This window comes from Eoetvoesiella caeni (assembly GCF_003315175.1).
Lineage (GTDB): Bacteria > Pseudomonadota > Gammaproteobacteria > Burkholderiales > Burkholderiaceae_B > Eoetvoesia > Eoetvoesia caeni.
In genome coordinates, this window is record NZ_QNRQ01000001.1 from 155,566 (window position 1) to 172,254 (window position 16,689).

At 59.7% G+C, this 16,689-nt stretch carries 16 protein-coding genes; 3 read left to right on the top strand and 13 right to left on the bottom strand.

Going from position 1 to position 16,689, the window contains the following annotated elements:
* Nucleotides 1–8: 8 nt before the first annotated feature.
* The 9 genes from DFR37_RS00745 to DFR37_RS00785 form a co-directional block, all read right to left on the bottom strand.
* Complete coding sequence (locus DFR37_RS00745) at nucleotides 9–1,694, bottom strand: thiamine pyrophosphate-binding protein (RefSeq protein ID WP_113931339.1); 1,686 nt, start codon at nucleotides 1,692–1,694, stop codon at nucleotides 9–11.
* Entirely contained in the window at nucleotides 1,687–2,478 is a 792-nt protein-coding gene (locus tag DFR37_RS00750; protein ID WP_113931340.1) for an SDR family oxidoreductase, read from the bottom strand. Before DFR37_RS00750 ends, DFR37_RS00745 begins: the two co-directional genes overlap by 8 nt.
* Nucleotides 2,478–3,314: an IclR family transcriptional regulator gene (locus DFR37_RS00755; RefSeq protein WP_113931341.1), complete on the bottom strand. Its 837-nt coding sequence runs from the start codon at nucleotides 3,312–3,314 to the stop codon at nucleotides 2,478–2,480. Before DFR37_RS00755 ends, DFR37_RS00750 begins: the two co-directional genes overlap by 1 nt.
* Nucleotides 3,315–3,318: 4 nt before the next feature.
* Nucleotides 3,319–4,194, bottom strand: coding sequence for an alpha/beta fold hydrolase (locus DFR37_RS00760; protein ID WP_113931342.1), 876 nt, complete (start codon nucleotides 4,192–4,194; stop codon nucleotides 3,319–3,321).
* Complete coding sequence (locus DFR37_RS00765) at nucleotides 4,191–4,730, bottom strand: cupin domain-containing protein (RefSeq protein WP_113931343.1); 540 nt, start codon at nucleotides 4,728–4,730, stop codon at nucleotides 4,191–4,193. Before DFR37_RS00765 ends, DFR37_RS00760 begins: the two co-directional genes overlap by 4 nt.
* A gap of 18 nt (nucleotides 4,731–4,748) precedes the next feature.
* On the bottom strand, nucleotides 4,749–5,528 hold the full coding sequence (locus DFR37_RS00770; protein WP_113931344.1) for an SDR family oxidoreductase: 780 nt from the start codon (nucleotides 5,526–5,528) through the stop codon (nucleotides 4,749–4,751).
* Between the two features lie 17 nt (nucleotides 5,529–5,545).
* The gene (locus DFR37_RS00775) at nucleotides 5,546–6,415 is read right to left on the bottom strand and encodes an ABC transporter permease (RefSeq protein ID WP_113931345.1); all 870 of its coding nucleotides are present in this window, start codon (nucleotides 6,413–6,415) and stop codon (nucleotides 5,546–5,548) included.
* Nucleotides 6,412–7,401, bottom strand: coding sequence for an ABC transporter substrate-binding protein (locus DFR37_RS00780; RefSeq protein ID WP_113931346.1), 990 nt, complete (start codon nucleotides 7,399–7,401; stop codon nucleotides 6,412–6,414). Before DFR37_RS00780 ends, DFR37_RS00775 begins: the two co-directional genes overlap by 4 nt.
* 76 nt (nucleotides 7,402–7,477) lie before the next feature.
* Nucleotides 7,478–8,266, bottom strand: a complete 789-nt coding sequence (locus tag DFR37_RS00785) for an ABC transporter ATP-binding protein (protein ID WP_113931347.1) — start codon at nucleotides 8,264–8,266, stop codon at nucleotides 7,478–7,480.
* 434 nt (nucleotides 8,267–8,700) lie between these two features.
* Here DFR37_RS00785 and DFR37_RS00790 point away from each other — a divergent pair, with 434 nt between their 5' ends.
* The 3 genes from DFR37_RS00790 to DFR37_RS00800 all read left to right on the top strand — a co-directional run bounded on the left by DFR37_RS00790 (nucleotide 8,701) and on the right by DFR37_RS00800 (nucleotide 10,988).
* Complete coding sequence (locus DFR37_RS00790; RefSeq protein WP_113931348.1) at nucleotides 8,701–8,925, top strand: recombinase-like helix-turn-helix domain-containing protein; 225 nt, start codon at nucleotides 8,701–8,703, stop codon at nucleotides 8,923–8,925.
* 21 nt (nucleotides 8,926–8,946) lie between these two features.
* Nucleotides 8,947–9,960: an aromatic ring-hydroxylating oxygenase subunit alpha gene (locus DFR37_RS00795; RefSeq protein WP_113931349.1), complete on the top strand. Its 1,014-nt coding sequence runs from the start codon at nucleotides 8,947–8,949 to the stop codon at nucleotides 9,958–9,960.
* Nucleotides 9,961–10,190: 230 nt separating this feature from the next.
* On the top strand, nucleotides 10,191–10,988 hold the full coding sequence (locus DFR37_RS00800) for an IclR family transcriptional regulator (RefSeq protein WP_113931350.1): 798 nt from the start codon (nucleotides 10,191–10,193) through the stop codon (nucleotides 10,986–10,988).
* 44 nt (nucleotides 10,989–11,032) lie between these two features.
* Here DFR37_RS00800 and DFR37_RS00805 read toward each other — a convergent pair whose 3' ends face one another.
* The 4 genes from DFR37_RS00805 to DFR37_RS00820 all read right to left on the bottom strand — a co-directional run bounded on the left by DFR37_RS00805 (nucleotide 11,033) and on the right by DFR37_RS00820 (nucleotide 16,688).
* Complete coding sequence (locus DFR37_RS00805) at nucleotides 11,033–11,407, bottom strand: sensory rhodopsin transducer (protein WP_211317192.1); 375 nt, start codon at nucleotides 11,405–11,407, stop codon at nucleotides 11,033–11,035.
* Nucleotides 11,408–11,471: 64 nt separating this feature from the next.
* Nucleotides 11,472–12,575, bottom strand: a complete 1,104-nt coding sequence (locus tag DFR37_RS00810; RefSeq protein ID WP_346724791.1) for an SDR family oxidoreductase — start codon at nucleotides 12,573–12,575, stop codon at nucleotides 11,472–11,474.
* 15 nt (nucleotides 12,576–12,590) lie between these two features.
* Nucleotides 12,591–15,536: an FAD-binding and (Fe-S)-binding domain-containing protein gene (locus DFR37_RS00815; RefSeq protein ID WP_113931352.1), complete on the bottom strand. Its 2,946-nt coding sequence runs from the start codon at nucleotides 15,534–15,536 to the stop codon at nucleotides 12,591–12,593.
* Nucleotides 15,537–15,551: 15 nt separating this feature from the next.
* Entirely contained in the window at nucleotides 15,552–16,688 is a 1,137-nt protein-coding gene (locus DFR37_RS00820; RefSeq protein WP_113931353.1) for an enolase C-terminal domain-like protein, read from the bottom strand.
* Nucleotide 16,689: the final 1 nt, after the last annotated feature.

A 16,689-nucleotide genomic window follows, 5' to 3' on the forward strand; every position in this document is an offset into this window, starting at 1 on the left:
GCGGCCTCTTAAGATTGGAGCGTTGCCGGCTCGGGCTGGTTGACCGGAGGGCCTGCGAACGCTGTCTTGAACGTGCCGATGGACAGCATGTCGACTTCCAGCATGAAAGGACCTTTCTGGCTGGTAGCCTGCTTGAGCGCATCCTTGATCTGACCAAGGTCGGATACCCGTGTATGCCGCATGCCCAGCGATTGACATAGTTGAGCGTAGTCGGGCGTATGCAGCTCGACATAGTGGCGCCGGCCGCCGTACTGCGCATCCTGGATGTTCTTGATCACGCCGTAGCCTTTGTCGTTCATCAGCACGATGACCATATCGGCTTCTTCTTGAACCGCTGTTGCCATTTCGCCCAGGTTCAGGATGAAACCGCCATCGCCTGCAAGGCAGAATGTTTTCTTGCCGGGAGCATTCTGGGCCGCGCCAACCGCGGCGCCAATGCCCATGGCCAGGCCTTGGCCGATGCCGCCGCCCAGGGCGTGAACGCCGGCCAGGGGGCTGGACAAATACAAATAGCGGTTGCCCCAGGTGCTGTTCGAGACAGTAACGTCGCGCACCCAGTTGAAGTTGTCGCCCACCGCGTCCTGCAATGCGCTGACAAGCGCCGAATATGGGCCCAGGCCATCGACCAGGCTGGCGACCGCGGCTTTCCTGGCGGCCTGCAAGTCGCCCAGGAACTTGGGATCGACCGACATTTTGCCTTCCAGGCGGTCGGCCAGGCCTTCAAGCACCAGGCGCGCATCGCCCTGCACAAAGCTTTGCGTTTCGTAGCAACGGCCTTCGTTGGCGGGGTCGACGTCGACGCGATACAGCGGCCGCGGCAGCTTGAGTTGATACTTCAGCGTTTCGTTGCCGCGCAGGCGCGACCCGACAACCAGCATGGCGTCGCAGGTTTGATAGAAGTTTTCGACGGGCTTGTGCAAATTGAACGAGCCCAGGGTTTGCGGATCGGTTTCAGACACGATACCGCGTCCTTGGGTGCTGGACACAATGCCGAAGCCCAGCTTCATCAAGCGGCGCACCGCGTCGCCGGCATGGCGGGCGCCGCCGCCCAACCACAGCATGGGACGGTGCGCGCGGACCAGTTTTTCAGCCAGGCGGTCCAGCGCGTCGGACGACGGCTGATACACCGGCACTTCCAAAGGCGTGAGGTCTTCGGGGGCGATGATCAGCGCAGCCTGGATGTCGATGGGGATTTCAACGCTGACGGGGCCCGTGGGCGCGGTCAGCGCCACCTGCACGGCGTGCTTGATGGTGCTGATGGCGGTTTCAGCGCTGCGCACGCGGAAAGCCGCCTTGGACACAGCATGCAGCATAGTCAGTTGATCGGGCGCTTCGTGAATATACGACAGGCCTTGGTCGAGATATTGGCTTTCGATCTGGCCCGTAATGTGCAGCATGGGCGTGCCGGCCGTCAGTGCTTCGACCATGGCGCCGGCGGCATTGCCGGCCGCAGTGCCGGTGCTGGTCAGGCAAACGCCCAGCTTGCCTGTACTGCGCGCATACGAATCGGCCATGTTGGTGCCGCCCGCTTCGCCGCGAGCCGGTACGAAACGCACTACGCCGCGCTCGCCAAAGGCGTCCAGGATGGGCATGTTATGGATGGAAATCACGCCGAACGCCGTGCGTACACCGCAGTTCTCTAGAAAGGCCGCGATCACCGAGCCTACTGTCACTTCTACATTCGTTTTATGCATGGCGGGATACTCCTCCGGAAACATCAATATGGGAGCCCGTTGTGTACGACGACAACGGGGAAGCTAAAAATACGATGGCCGATGCGGCCTCTTCGGGGCGGCCCAGCCGGCCCAACTGAATCTGTTTGCGCTGCGCCAGGTTGCGCGACCATTCTTCCCAGCTTTGATTGCGCTCTTCGCGAGCCTCGTAGCGCCGCCGCCACTGGCCCGAGTCGACCAGGCCCAGCAAAATACCGTTGACCCGCACGCCTTTGGCGCTGAACTCGGTTGCCATTGAACGCACCAGGTTCATTACACCGGCGCGCGCAGCCGATGTTGCCACCATATGCGGCTCGGGCTGGGCCGCCAGTAAAGAATTGACGCAGACAATCGCCGCCTCGGGACTTTGCTCGAGATCGGGCATAAAGGCGCGAGTCGGATTGATGACCGAAAAAAACTTGAGCTTGAGCTCGGTTTCCCATTCGGCGTCGTTGGTGTCTGCAAAGGTGGAGACGCGGCCCTGGCCGGCATTGTTGATAAGCATGGAGACCGAACCCAGCTCTTGACGCACCGCCTGGGCGAAACGCTGCATGTCTTCAGCCTGCAGCACATCGCAGGCCTGGGCGAACATACTGGCCTTGGGAAATTCTTCTTGCAACTGCGTGCGCACGGCCTGCAGCCTTTCGGTGTTGCGCCCGCAAAAAGCAACGGCGGCGCCCTGCTGCAGCAACAGCCTTACCGTTGCCAGGCCTATACCGGAGGAGCCTCCTGTGACCACGGCCACCTTTCCTTTAAGGTCTATCATTACTTCCTCTCGTGCAATCGTGAAATTTCTGAATTGGGCATGGCCACAATGTGGTCCAGCAACTGTGACAACTCGCCGGCGGCGGCGCATGCGGCTCGCGTAAGCCTGGCCACTATCGCGGCGTCGTCGGCATGGGAACTGGGCAGGGTGACCCCTAATGCGCTGACTACCGCGCCACGCTCGCCGCGCACCGGCACGGCCAAGGTTGCGATGCTGGGCTCGAAGTAAGCGGGCTCGAATACGCACTGGGAGTTTTTGTCGGCCTGTATGCGCCGATATAGTTCGGCGACCGTATCCGGGGTTTTATCGGTGACGGCCTGTAAGCGCTCTTCGGGATAAAGCTCTTGCAATTGGGTATACGACAACTCGCTAAGCAACACCCGGCCCAGCAACGTCGCGTGCGCAGGCAAGCGCGTACCCAGTTGCACGGTATTGGAATATGGCGAAGAAGCGACCGACCGCACCACATACACCACCGAGCGTCCGTCGCGCACAACCAGGTTGCAGGTGTAGTTGACCTGGTCGCGCAGCTTTTCCAGTATGGGCTTGCCCAGCTCGGTGAGTTCTTTGGACGCCAGGCACTCAAAGCCCAGGCGCAATACGCCCAAACCGAGGCAATAGTCGCGCCCTCCCGCATCGCGCTCGATAAAGCCAAGGCCTTCAAGCGTGGCAAGCAGCCGAAACACCGTCGAACGCGGAATGCCCAGCCGGCGTGCCAGCTCGGGGGCCGACAATACCTGCTCGTGGCGCGTGAACTCGCGCAATATGCGCAAACCGCGGTCCAGGCCCGGCACAGTATATTTGTCCGGCGTTTCGATTTTAAGAACGTTATCCATAACGCTATCCGGCAACCCGATCGTCCTGGTTTCGCACCAGTTTGCTCAGCACCTGGGCAACCCGCGCAGGCTGCTCGACATAGCAGGCGTGGCCCGCGTCTTCGATAAGGGCAAACGGCAGGCCGGCGCGCCGGGCAAAATCCCGCGTCTGCTCGGCCGTAGTCACCACATCGTCTTGCCCGCAAAATACATCGCATGCAGCCGGATCGAAGTCATACTGTTCAATGTTCTCGCCGCATAGCATCTCGACGGCCTGCTTGTATCCCGCGATATCAAGGCGCAAGGCGTTTTCGGTAACGATCTGCCGTTGCCGCTGCGTTGCGGCGGCCGTCAGCAGCCTGTCCGGCAGTTTTTGCGCGATAAGTTCCAGGCCGTCGCGCTCCAGCGCCTCGAAGCGCTTGGCCCGGATCTGCGCCGCCAAGTGTTTTTTTGCATCGGACTGGTAGCCCAGCGCGGGGCTGATCAAGACCCGATGCCATGCGCGCTGCCCTGGCAAGCCACCATACGCCGCAGCCATCAAGGCGCCCAGCGAATGGCCCACCAGCAAGCAGCGATCGATATTCAATTCGGCAAGCATGGCGTCAAGCCGGCGCGCGTAGTCGCGCGCCGATGGCACGGCCATGGGCAGGGGCGAAGAAGCCCCATAACCCGGGGCGTTCCATGCAATTACCCGGGCATGCTCGCCGAGGATTCGGGCGCACTGCGCCCAGGACGCCGCACCGGAACTGATTCCGTGCAACAACAGCACCGTCTGCGGGCCTTGCCCACATTCGCGGAAACTGATGTTGTCCGTACCCAGGCTGACCTGACGCTCTGGAAACGCAAGTTCCAGTTCGTCCTGGTCGGCCTTTACGGACGCAGCATCGGCGACATGTTTCATTTCAGGTCGCGCTTGATCTTGGACAAGGGGGAATCGGGCGGATAGCTGGGGATCTGAGGCTTCTTGGCACCCAGCAATACGCACATAAGGGCTTCTTCTTCGCCGACGTTGATTTCCTCACGGTACACGCCGGGGGGAACCGAGACCAGATCGCGATCGGAAAGCATGGTTTCGTAGCGTTCGCCGTCTTTTTCAAGAACCAGCTTGACCTTGCCGCGAATGACGAAGAATACCTCTTCGACATCGTAGTGAATATGCGAAGGGCCAACGCCGCCGGCGGGGATGACCATGGTCGAGAATGTGAAGTGCTCGGCCGGGACCGTGTTCATGTCGCTGGACACTCCGGTTGCGCCAGTACCGACATAGCGCATTTGCGCGCGGCGGTATTTGGGATCGTAGTCGGCCTGGAACTTAAGGGCATCCCAATCGTACTTGCGCGTGGAGTATCGTGCGACGCGCTGTTCCATCCATTCTTTGAAACTGGCGCCTTCGGGTTGTACCCAGGAAGGTTTTTCGCTAACTGCTTGCTCGCTCATTAGAATCACCTATAAAAATTAATGCATGACAAAGCCGCCATTGACGGCCAACACTTGGCCTGTCACAAAGCGTGAAAGGCCCGATAATAAAAACGTGACGGCGCCGCTGACATCGTCGGGATGCTGGGCGCGTTTGATGGCACGCTGGTTTTCGTAGAGGTCGTGCCGTTCTTGCGGCACATATTCGGTGGCTTCGACCAGCGTAAGCCCCGGCGCCACGGCATTGACGGTAATGTTGTCGCCGCCCAGCTCGCGCGCCATGGATCGCGTCATGGACATGATGGCGCCCTTGCTGGCCACATAAGCCAGCAAATTGGGCGCGCCCCACATTGGAGTGTCCGAAGCCAGATTGACTATGCTGCCGTTGCCCGATGCGCGCAAAGCGCCAAGGCAAGCGCGGCTCATGAGCCAATTGCCGCGCACGTTGATGCGCATGACTTGATCCCAGACATCGATTTCAAGCTGTTCGAGCGTCTTGCCGCCGGAGTGCGTCATGGCCGCATTGTTGACCAGGCCGTCCAGCCCGCCCAATAAAGCGGCGGCCTGCTCGGCGCAGCGCGTCACGGACTCGGGGTCGCCCTGGTCGAAGACCAGCGCATGAGCGGCAAAGCCTTGTTCGTTCAAGCGCGCCGCGGCCTGCCGGACTTCGGCTTCGAGGATGTCGGCCAGCACGACGGAACCGCCAGCCTGCACTATGCGGTTGGCAAATTCAAAGCCCAGCCCGCGCGATGCGCCGGTGACCAGAACCCTGCGGCCTTGCAGAATGCCGGCTGACGATAAGGAAGTCGTGGAGTTCATGAACGCTCTTTTCCGTATCAGATGGTTGTGGTGGTGGCGCGGGGGATGTAGTGCAAATAGCGGCGCTCGGCCCAGACGACCGCGGCATAGGCGGCAATACCGATAATGGTCAGACCGATGATCGCGACGAATACGCCTGCCGTGTTGCCCTGCCCTTCGGCATCGACCAGCAAGAAGCCCAGGCCCATGTTGCCGCCGACCAACTCACCGACGGTCACACCCACGACAGCCAGGGTCGCGCCGATGCGCAAGCCCGAAAACAGCGATGGCAGCGACGATGGGAATTCGACCAGCCTGAAGATCTGCCAGCGGCTTGCATTGAGCGTGCGTACCAGATTGACCATGTCAGGGTCCACCGTGCGGATGGCCGACAGAACGTTGATCATGATGGGGAAGAAAACGATCAGGATTGCAACCAGAATCTTGGGATAAACCGTATAGCCCAGCCACATCACGAACAAGGGAGCGAACGCCACCTTGGGCGCTATTTGCAGCGCAAGAATATACGGGGAAAGCACGGATTCGGCCATGGGCGACAAGCCCAGAACCACGCCGACGCCCAAGCCCAGAAGCGCGCCCAGCGCAAAGCCGACGACCACTTCAAGCGCGGTAATCCAGAAGTGCTCCATAAAGCCGCCGTTGGTCCACATATGCATGGCTTCTTGCACCACAGTCGTGAACTTGGGCAATACGAATTCGGGCATGCCGAACCAGCCCGGCAACCACTGCCAGGCTGCCAGGAACACGACCAACACGGCCACGCTGCTGCTTACTGTAACTACTTGACGTTTAGACACCTTGGGCTCTCCTGCTTTAATCGGGCTCGGCTTGGGCTGCGCTCCCCCAGCGGGGGAGCTCAGTCCGGCAGTGGACGAAACCGAACTCATTTTGCAGCCTCGACAAACTGGTTCGTGTACAACTCGTCAAGCGGCGCGGCTTTGCTGACAATGCCTTCTGAAACGTAGAAGTCCTGGACCTTGCCAAGGCGATCGCGATTCATCTGGCCCAGCACCTTCTGGTCGGCGTAGACGTATTTGTTGTACAGGTCGAATACTTGCTTGATTTCGGCTTCTTTGCCTTTGTGCTGGGGTACGGCCTTGATATACGAAGCGACGGCAGCGTCGGTGTCCTTCATGATCAGTTCCATGCCCTTGAGCGTTGCGCGGACGATCTTCTGGATCAGCGCGGGGTTGGACTTGATCAGTTCGTCGGACGCCAGGATGGCCTGCGCCATGCTGTTGAAGCCCTGCGCCGGATCCATCAGGTGTACTTTCTTGCCGGTCTCGCGCACGCTGACAACCCAATCGGGCACGGCAGCCATGGCGTCGGACTTGTCGGCCGCAAACAGCTGCCACACGCCCGCGGGGCCCGCGGCCTGGATCTCGGCATCGTTACGCGACAGGCCGGCCTTTTTCATGGTGCCCAGCAACGAGTAATACGTCGTGTCGCTATAGGAAATTACCGTAATGGTTTTGCCCTTGAGCTGAGCCGGGTTGTCGATGGGCGCTTTCTCGTGCGAGGCGACCAGCGTGAGCGAACCTGCGCCCAAGACGGCTACGGCCTTGACCGGCACGCCATTGGCGCGAACGATGATGGGCGTATCGCCGATGGCGCCGCCGATCGGGGCGTTGCCCGCACCGACCTGCTTGGCAACGTCGACGCCGCCCTTGCCCGTGACGAAATTGACATCCAGGCCTTCAGCCTTGAAATAGCCTTCTTGCTGGGCGATCAGCCAAGGGGCAAACGCAGGCAAGGTTTTAGGTGCCGGCAACAAATACGTAATAGGTTCCAGTTTGGCGTCGGCAGCCAGGGCCGATGCCGACCCCAGTGTTACGCAGGCGCCAAGCACAAGAGCCGAAATAATTTTTTTCATTGTGTTCTCCTAGGTTATGAGACTCGCAAATCAATAATAAAACTGCAGCGAATTCTTACTGCGATGGTGTTTCTTGTTAATGCAGTACTGCGTCCTCTTCTTTGCCGATCTTCAATAGATCCATCAAACGGCCTTGCAAGGGGCCGATTTCCGGCAGCTTGCGGCGCTCGAGCGGGTTGTCGCGCAGCGGCAGGTCGATGATGATCTCTTCAATAATGGTGCCGGGCCGCTCGCTCATGACAAGCAGACGATCGGACAACGCAATGCCTTCCACCAGATCGTGGGTGATGAAAAGCGCTGTTCTCTTTTTTTCGTACAGCATCTTGGCAAGGTCTTGCTGCAGAATCATCTTGGTCTGGGCGTCAAGCGCCGAGAACGGCTCGTCCAGCAGCATGACCTGGGGATCGACCGCCAAGGTACGGGCCAGCGCCGCGCGCTGGCGCATGCCGCCCGACAATTGATATGGGTAGTGCTTTTCGAAGCCGCGCAAATGGCACTTGACCAGTAATTCGTTGGCAATGCGCAGGCGTTCCGCTTTGTCGACGCCGGCAATCTCCAAGCCCAGGGCTACGTTGTCTTCGATAGTGCGCCATTGCATGAGCAAGTCTTTCTGCAGCATGAAAGCCACTTCGCGCACGGGCTTGGTTACCTGTTGGCCGGCAATGAAGACCTGGCCGGAGGTGGGCGCGTAAATGCCCGATCCCATATTGAGCAATGTGCTTTTGCCGCAGCCGGACGGACCGATCAATGACACGACCTCGCCTTTTGCGATGGACAGGGATATATTGGATACGGCGGGGCGCAGTTCACCCGTTTGCTTGTCGACAAAAGACTTACCTACATCCCTGAATTCAATCTCAACCATAATGGCCTGGCTCCTTGAGACTATTGCATTGATACCGCACAAAACACAGGCCAAAACGTTTTATATATGAACTGGTGTTTTGCAAATTAAACAAACTTTAAATCCACACTAGCGAGTTGAGAATTAGGGAAATCCCTTCCTTTCACACTTATTTTCGTGTTTTACGGCCTTTTATACCGCCCTACAGCCAATGAATCCCCACGCAAGGTGTGGATATATATAAGATAAATTAGCCCAACAGGGAAAATTACGGGTTTTTACGGATAGAACATCCAGAATTAGACGCCTAAACTTTCAAAAAATAAAACGTCGTTTAATATATGGAACAATCGTACGCCAGACAGCCCAACGCTGGCCGACCGAACTTCCCTATTCACGATTTCATCTCTGTACGCGCAAGCATCGCGCAACGCGTCAAATCCGGAGGCCATTAAATGCCCGACCTTTACCTGCAACCCCATCAGGCCCGCAAAGCCGAGCCTACTGTTTACGAGAATCTGCTTGGCGACACTATCGAGCGCGCCTTCAGTTCGGACGTCGTGACGCTTGAAGGCCTCGTCGAATACCTGAACGACCACGGCCCTCAGCCGCAAGACAAAAATTTAAGCTGGACGACGGAATCGCTTGCCGCGGAACTCAAGCGTTTGGGCAACGATTAACGGATCACAGAGGAATTTCCCATGAGCACCAATCCCACCGAAGCAGAAATCGAAGACGTTCTGGTCAATGGCCTGAACAATCGCTGGTACGCCATCTGCCCTTCGCACTTTCTTAAAGACAAGCCTATTTCATTGCGGCGTCTGGGCTTCAAACTGGCTTTGTGGCGCGATGCCGACGGCACGCCCTATGCACTGGAAGACCATTGCCCGCACCGCGGCGCCCCCCTGTCGGTGGGCATCCCCTTGGGCAACAAGATTGCCTGTGGCTATCACGGCGTGCAGATCCGCTGCGACGGCACGGTGCTTGCGGTCCCGGGCAGCCCCGGTTGCAAGCTTGAAGGTTCCCGCCCCACGCTGGCCTTTCATCTGAAAGAAACGCGTGGCGCCATCTTCATGTACAAGTCGCAAGTCAATATCGACGAACCTCCTCCCCTAGTCCTGCCCGAGCAGCTCGTCTCCGACGAGTACGAAAGCTTCCTGTGCTATGTCGAATGGGGCGCCGACTACCGCTACGTCATCGACAACGTCATGGACCCCATGCACGGTACATTCTTGCATAAGCAATCGCACTCCATGGCAGCGGGCGAACGCGCGGCGGAATTCAAGCTGGAAGACACCGAGCACGGCTTCATGTTCGCCAAGGCCGGCCAGCGCGACGTCAACTTCGACTGGAGCGAGTTTGCCGACACCAACTACCAGTGGCAGCGCCTTGATATCCCCTATCCGAAAAGCGGCGGCCCTGGCGGCAGCTTTGGTATTTCAGGCAGTTCCACCCCCATCGTCCCCAACTCGGCGGCCGTGTTTTTCTGGCGCACCCGCAAAGTCTCGGGATGGGAACGCGACGTCTGGCGCTTTTTGTACAAGAACCGCCTCGAAGCTCGCCATTGGGCCGTGCTGGAACAAGATCGCGCCGTGCTTGAAGTCATGGAGCCCGATGCCAACAAACGCGAACATTTGTATCAGCATGACGTTGGCGTAATGCGTGTACGGCGCCAGATGCGCAAACTGGCGATCGACCAGCTTGCCGGTAAATAAGGCTCGGCCGCGTTGCCGCGGCCAATCGCAATACGGCCCGTCTTCCAGTTAGCCGCTGAAGGACGATAACGGCGCGAACCACTACAATGGCAGCGGTATTGTTGGCATCGACACTGCCGCTTTCTTTATCGCCGGACCGTCCCAAGAAAAAAGCGCCCCTTCGGGGGCAGCGAACCGCGCAGCGGTGAAATATGAGTGGCGGCCGGAACAAATAAAACAAAGGGACAAAAATGAGCAGCACCAGGGATACCGAAAAGTACTCCGTACCAGGGCTGGAGCGCGGTTTGCGGATACTTTCCGAGTTTTCCCGCCATACGCCCACGCTTACGGCACCCGAACTGGCCAAGCGCCTGGATGTCCCGCGCACCACGGTATTCCGGCTGCTGATAACCCTGGAAAACCTCGGCTTTGTCGAACGCGCCAAGAACGGGCGCGATTTTCAGCTGGGCACGGCCGTCTTGAAACTGGGGTTCGAATACCTGGCCTCGTTAAGCCTTACCGAGCTAAGCCGCCCCATACTCGAACGCCTGCGCGACGAACTGGGCTTTTCGGCCAACCTGGTCATTCGCGACGGGCGCGATATCGTCTACATACAGAAAGTCGCTTCCAGCTCTTTATTTACCAGCTCGGTGCATATCGGTACGCGCCTGCCGGCGCATGCCACGGTGCTGGGAAGAGTTCTGCTTTGCAATCACAGTTTTCACGAGTTGCAAGACCTTTACCCCGAAGAACGCCTTCAGCCCTACGGCCCACACACGCCGCCCACGGTCAAAGACCTGTATCAGCTGCTGCTTACCGACAAAGCCCATGGCTATGTGCTGGAAGAAGGCTTTTTCGAAAGCAATATTTCGACGATCGCCGCGCCGGTCTTCAACGAAGAAGGCAATGTCGCCGCCGCTCTTGGGCTGACCATACCGCAAATGCACATCCCGCCCGCGGACAAAGACCACTTGATCAACAAGGTGCGCTTTGCCGCGCGGGAATTGTCATCCTGCCTGAACCACAATATAGAAGCCGTAGCCACCTGACTGCACGCCCAGCCCGGCTCAGGCACAGGGCATATCCAGGCCGCTTAACCGGCTGCGTAGGCCATGGTGCTTAGCAGTGCCAGCGCGGCTTGGCGCGAGTCAAGGCGCGTATGCTGCACCACAATCGGCAACGAGGACTCGATCACGCTGGAATAAGGTGTGTCTCGCGGGATGGTCTCGGGCTCGGACATATCGTTGAAACGCAGGTGCAGCGTGCGGCGCGCGGGGACGGTAACTCGATAAGGCCCCGCCGGCTCGCGGTCCGCAAAGTAAATGGTAATCGTAATATGGGCATCGCCGTCGTTTGCATTGAGCAGGCAGGCCGCCTCGTGGCTTACGAAGCGGCTGTCTTCGCCGTTGGTGCTTTGCGCCGGGATATAGCCTTCCGGAATGGCCCACAGTGTTTTCCCAATCGCCATGTCATTCTCCTTGCGCATTGGACTATCCCGATTGGATGCAGGATAAGCCCGCTGCTGCGGGCCCTTAGCGCCTGCGGCTTGCCGCCAGCAACAACGCGCCGGCCGCAACGCCGGCACCCAGCATCAACCAGCCACGATGTTCGGTAGCCCAAAGCTCGGGACTGCGGCTGTATGCGCGGTCGCCAAAACGGCCGCGCATGCCTGCGTCGCCGGAGATGGGTTGAAATAAGTTGTCGGGCCGGTCGCCAAGCTCCGGTTCTCCGCGCATCTGCTGGCTTTTATAGCCTGTTGCCGCCAGGTAGCGGTCGGCCAGACCCGGAACCAGTTTTTGCGCCCATTTGGCCAATAACGTTGGAAAACCGACAGCAACTTGGCGCCGCTCATGTTCGGCGGCCCAGGCTATGGCGCGCGCAGCCACTTCGGGCTCGAAGACGGGAGGCACGGGCGCAGGCCGGTTGGGCATTCGATTACGCGCCCAGTTGAATTGCGGAGTATTGATGGCCGGCAGTTGCACGGATGTGATGCGCACCCGGCTTTTGTCGTGCTCCAGTTCGCTGCGCACGGAGTCGGTGAAACCGGCTATTGCATGCTTGGCGCCGCAATAGGCCGATTGCAAGGGAATGCTTCGGTAGGCCAGCGCGGAACCCACCTGGACAATGACGCCTCGATCGCGCGGCAGCATGCGCTTGAGCGCGGCCATGGTGCCGTGTACGTTGCCTAGATAAGTCACTTCAGTGACGCGGCGAAATTCGGCGGCCTCGATTTGCTTGAACGGGGAAAATATCGTGACCATGGCATTGTTGATCCAGATGTCGATCGGACCCAGCGTTGCTTCGATAGTGTCGGCGGCACGATCTACCGCCTGGGCGTCCGCCATGTCCACCGATATGGCCAGCGCCTTGCCGCCGGCAAGTTCGACTTCGCGCGCCGTTGCATCCAGCGCCTCCTGGCCTCTTGCCAGCAAGCCGATATGTGCGCCGCGCCGGGCAAACAGCTGTGCGGTCGCGCGGCCGACGCCGGCCGAGGCGCCGGTAATGACGACCACCGGCCGCTTCGCGGCCCGAAGCCGTTTTGAATCGCTCCTGTTCATGCCCACGTTCTCGGCCGTGTCGGTGTTCGTGCCGGTGTTTGCGTTTATGTCCTTGTTCATGTCAGTGCTCGTGTTCATGTTCAGGTCTCCGGTTTATGTACGCATATAGCTACGTACGGGTGCGTTAGCCATGGATTCGTCGCGCTGGCGCAGCGCCATTTGCAGCACTTCTGCCAAGTGCAAGGCGCGCCTTGCCGCGAGCTGGCGAATTTGCTCGCGACAGCTAAAGCCATTGGCGATCAGCAAGACGTCGGCTCCCATTCCGCGCACGGCAGGCAGCAAGGCGTGTTCGCCGATCGCAAGCGAGGTCTCGTACTTGTTTTTGTCGAAACCGAAAGCCCCCGCCATGCCGCAACAGCCCGAGTCAAGCAAGGTGTAATCCAACCCCAATTTGTCGAGCAGGGACTTCTCGGCCGCCATGCCGATGATGGCCGTCTGGTGGCAATGCGCGTGCACAACGGCCTTGCAATGCAATGGCGGCGGCTGGTAGTCGACTTTCTCCAGGAATTCGCCAAGCATATAAGTCTGCATGGCCAGGCGCTTGGCATTTTCGTTGGCGGGAAACAGGTTGCCCAGTTCATCGCGAAATGCCGCCACGCAGGCCGGCTCCAGCCCCACCACCGGCGTACCCTGGCGGATGTCGGACGCCAGGGCATCAAGGGTCTGGTGCCAATGATGCTTGGCAAGGTCCAGCATGCCCCAGTCATAAAGAGCTCTGCCGCAGCATAGCGGGCGCCGCGGCAGCGTGACACGATAGCCCGCGTCTTCCAGCACTTCGACCGCTGCCTTGGCGGTATCGGGAAGAAAATGATTGGTGAAAGTATCCGGCCATAGAATGACGCCGGGGCGGGACGGCTCGGCGGCCCGCCGTTTGCGGAACCAGGCAACAAATGTCTCACTGGCAAAGACGGGAATTTCCCGCTGCGGCGCTATTCCGCCCAGTGCTTTAAAGGCGGGCGCGCACAGCGGCGAATGAGACAGGAAATTCACAACCCGAGGCATATGCGCGGCAACTCGCGCCCAGGTGTGGATCAATCCCATTGCGTAAGCAGTGCGCGGACGCAGGCGTCCCCGATAATACTGGGACATGAACTCCGCCTTGTAGGTGGCCATGTCCACGTTGACCGGGCATTCGCCTTTGCAGCCCTTGCAGGACAGGCAAAGATCCAGGGCGTCCTTGACTTCGGGGCTGCGCCAGCCGGAAGTAATGACTTCGCCGCGCAGCATCTCGAACAGCATCCGTGCCCGCCCCCGCGTGGAATGCTTTTCTTCGCGCGTAACCCGATAGCTGGGGCACATAGTGCCGCCGCTTTCGCGCCGGCAGTTGCCTATGCCGACGCAGCGCAATACCGTCCGGCCAAAGTTATGGCTGTCTTTGGGATACTGAAACTGCGTGACAGGCTGGACCGGATTGTAATCAACGCCGATGCGCAGATTCTCGGTGGGCAGAAAAGGATCGACCACTTTGCCCGGGTTCATCTTTCCCTGCGGATCCCAGATCGCCTTGAACTGGCCGAAGGCATGTACCAGTTCGGGGCCGAACATCCTGGACAGGAATTGAGCCTTGGACTGGCCGTCGCCATGTTCGCCCGACAAAGAGCCGCCATAGCGGACGACAAGGTCCGCCGCATCGTTCAGGAAGCGATGGAAAACATCGATGCCTTCCCGCGTCTCCAGGTCGAAATCGATGCGTGTATGCACACAGCCCTGGCCAAAATGGCCGTAGAGGTCGCCTTGATACGAATACTTCTCCAGCAATTTGCGAAAATCGTGCAGATAGCCGCCCAGCCTCTCGGGCGGCACAGCCGCGTCTTCCCACCCTTCCCAGGTAATGCGCTTATTGGGAACATGCGCGGTAGCCCCCAGACCGGATTCCCGCACTTTCCAGATGAGATCTTCTTCCGCCTTGTCGACAAACAGCTTGATGCTGGGCGCATCGCCTTTTTGTTGTAGCGCATGCGCGAGCTTCTTGGCCTTGGCGTCGGCTTCCTCCTTGGTTGCGCCGCCGAACTCGACCAGCAGCCAGCCCCCTCCAGGCGGCAACAAAGCAATGTCCTCGGGATGCAGGCCGATGGCTTTCATGTCTTGCACGAGCCTGTCGTCGATGCCTTCAAGGCCGATAGGCCCGAACTCGAGCACTTGCGTAACATGGTCGGCCGCGCTGAATACGTCTTTGTAGCCAAGCACCAACAAGGAACGCACTGGAGGGCTGTACACCAGCCGCACGCTGGCTTCCAGTATTGTTACGCAAGTACCCTCGGAGCCCACCAGCGCACGCGCGACGTTAAAGCCGTTCTCGGGAAGCAACTCATCCAGGTTATAGCCCGACACCCGGCGCGGAATCTTCGGATAACGCGCGCGGATCTGATCGGCGTACTTGTCGCGCAAATTTTTCAGCGCATCATAAATTTCGCCCCGGCGCCCGCCCTGCTGGATAATGGCGGCAAGCTCTTGCTCGGAGGTCGGTCCGACGCGCATGCGCAAGCCATCATAGGTCAGGATATCAAGTTCGTGAATATTATCGCTGGTCTTGCCGCCCATCACCGAATGCACGCCGCAAGAGTTATTGCCTATCATTCCACCCAGGGTATTGTGGGTATGGGTGGAAGGGTCGGGCGCAAAGGTCAGGTCGTGCTCTTCGGCCGCGTTGCGCAGGCGGTCCAGCACACAACCGGGTTCCACCCGCGCAAGCTTGCGCGACGGGTCCAGCTCTACGATGCGATACAGGTACTTGGAAAAATCCATCACGACGGCCACGTTGCAGCACTGGCCCGCCAGGCTCGTGCCACCGCCGCGCGACAGTATCGGGGCGCCATGGCGGCGGCATGCCGCAACCACCTTGATTACGTCGTCGACGCTCCTGGGCAGGACAACGCCTATTGGAACCTGGCGGTAATTCGATCCGTCGGTCGCATACAAAGCGCGGCTGGCCGCATCGAAGCGCACTTCGCCCGCGATTGCGGCGCTCAGCTCGCCGGCCAGGTCGCGTGCATATGGCGGCGGCGGCCAGGCTTTTCGCGCGGATGGGTCGACGGCCATATCAACGCTCCACCCTTAAACCTGGTAGCGCCGTGCATCGGCGCACTTGAACTCCAGCCCCATGCCGGACCGGGACAAATCTGCTTGCAGCAGGCCGTGCCTGGGCGTGGCCACGCCATCGAACAGCAGGTGCTCAATACGCACATGATCATGGAAGTACTCCATATGCCGCAGGCATGGCACAGCCAAAGCGGCGTGCAGATGCATCGACGGAGCGCAATGCGATGACAGAGGCAGCCCGAAAGCCTCGCACAGGGCCGCGGCGCGCATAAAACCGCTGATGCCGGCGCAGCGCGTCGCATCCGCTTGCAATACGTCCACGGCGCCTGCCGCCAGCATGCGGCGAAAGTAAGCCTGGTCGTAGCCGTATTCGCCAGCTGCGATTTCCATGCCCGGCGGAGCGTGGTCGCGAATGAGCCGCAAGCCCTCCAGGTCGTCGGAAGATACCGGTTCTTCATACCAGGCCACGCCCAGGCGCCCGAACGAATCGGCCAGCGCCAGCGCCTGCTTGCGGCCGTAAGCGCCATTGGCATCCACGAACAACTCGACATTGGGGCCGATGGCATCGCGCGCGGCTTTGACGCGCACTACGTCGCGCGCGGGTTCGCGTCCCACCTTCATCTTGACCCGGCCAATACCTGCGCCGGCCCAGCAGCCCAGTTGTTCGCTCAGTTGTGCGTCCGAGTATGAGGTGAACCCGCCGCTGCCATACACGGGAACGCGCTCGCGCGCCGCGCCCAGCAAAACGGCCAGCGGCAAGTCCAATAACCTGGCTTTCAAATCCCACAAGGCGTTGTCGATGGCGGCAATGGCCATGGAAGCGATGCCCGAACGGCCCAGATTGCGGATGGCCCGCAGCATTTCCTGCCATAGGCTGGCAATGGCCCAGGCATCGCCGCCGGTTATCAAGGGCGCCAGCAGATCGTGCGCCAGGATTGCACACGATCTATCCGCATAACTGAAACCCAGGCCGCATTTGCCGCCTGCAAAGATGCGGACCAGCACCATCGTCGTGGCGCTCCACTGCAATGTGCCGTCCGATTCAGGCAAGTCCGTCGGCACGGTGTACGCGTCCACTTCAACTCGCTCGATCCGGACTGCGTCACTCGACGGACCGGCTTCGGCCGCCGGGACAACTTCGGTGCGCGCCATC

Coding starts and splice junctions, on each gene's coding strand:
- DFR37_RS00810 (WP_346724791.1), bottom strand. CDS start 12,575: ATGAACACGAGCACTGACATGAACAAGGACATAAACGCAAACACCGGC.
- DFR37_RS00750 (WP_113931340.1), bottom strand. CDS start 2,478: ATGATAGACCTTAAAGGAAAGGTGGCCGTGGTCACAGGAGGCTCCTCC.
- DFR37_RS00820 (WP_113931353.1), bottom strand. CDS start 16,688: ATGGCGCGCACCGAAGTTGTCCCGGCGGCCGAAGCCGGTCCGTCGAGT.
- DFR37_RS00770 (WP_113931344.1), bottom strand. CDS start 5,528: ATGAACTCCACGACTTCCTTATCGTCAGCCGGCATTCTGCAAGGCCGC.
- DFR37_RS00790 (WP_113931348.1), top strand. CDS start 8,701: ATGCCCGACCTTTACCTGCAACCCCATCAGGCCCGCAAAGCCGAGCCT.
- DFR37_RS00745 (WP_113931339.1), bottom strand. CDS start 1,694: ATGCATAAAACGAATGTAGAAGTGACAGTAGGCTCGGTGATCGCGGCC.
- DFR37_RS00775 (WP_113931345.1), bottom strand. CDS start 6,415: ATGAGTTCGGTTTCGTCCACTGCCGGACTGAGCTCCCCCGCTGGGGGA.
- DFR37_RS00780 (WP_113931346.1), bottom strand. CDS start 7,401: ATGAAAAAAATTATTTCGGCTCTTGTGCTTGGCGCCTGCGTAACACTG.
- DFR37_RS00800 (WP_113931350.1), top strand. CDS start 10,191: ATGAGCAGCACCAGGGATACCGAAAAGTACTCCGTACCAGGGCTGGAG.
- DFR37_RS00760 (WP_113931342.1), bottom strand. CDS start 4,194: ATGAAACATGTCGCCGATGCTGCGTCCGTAAAGGCCGACCAGGACGAA.
- DFR37_RS00805 (WP_211317192.1), bottom strand. CDS start 11,407: ATGGCGATTGGGAAAACACTGTGGGCCATTCCGGAAGGCTATATCCCG.
- DFR37_RS00765 (WP_113931343.1), bottom strand. CDS start 4,730: ATGAGCGAGCAAGCAGTTAGCGAAAAACCTTCCTGGGTACAACCCGAA.
- DFR37_RS00795 (WP_113931349.1), top strand. CDS start 8,947: ATGAGCACCAATCCCACCGAAGCAGAAATCGAAGACGTTCTGGTCAAT.
- DFR37_RS00815 (WP_113931352.1), bottom strand. CDS start 15,536: ATGGCCGTCGACCCATCCGCGCGAAAAGCCTGGCCGCCGCCGCCATAT.
- DFR37_RS00785 (WP_113931347.1), bottom strand. CDS start 8,266: ATGGTTGAGATTGAATTCAGGGATGTAGGTAAGTCTTTTGTCGACAAG.
- DFR37_RS00755 (WP_113931341.1), bottom strand. CDS start 3,314: ATGGATAACGTTCTTAAAATCGAAACGCCGGACAAATATACTGTGCCG.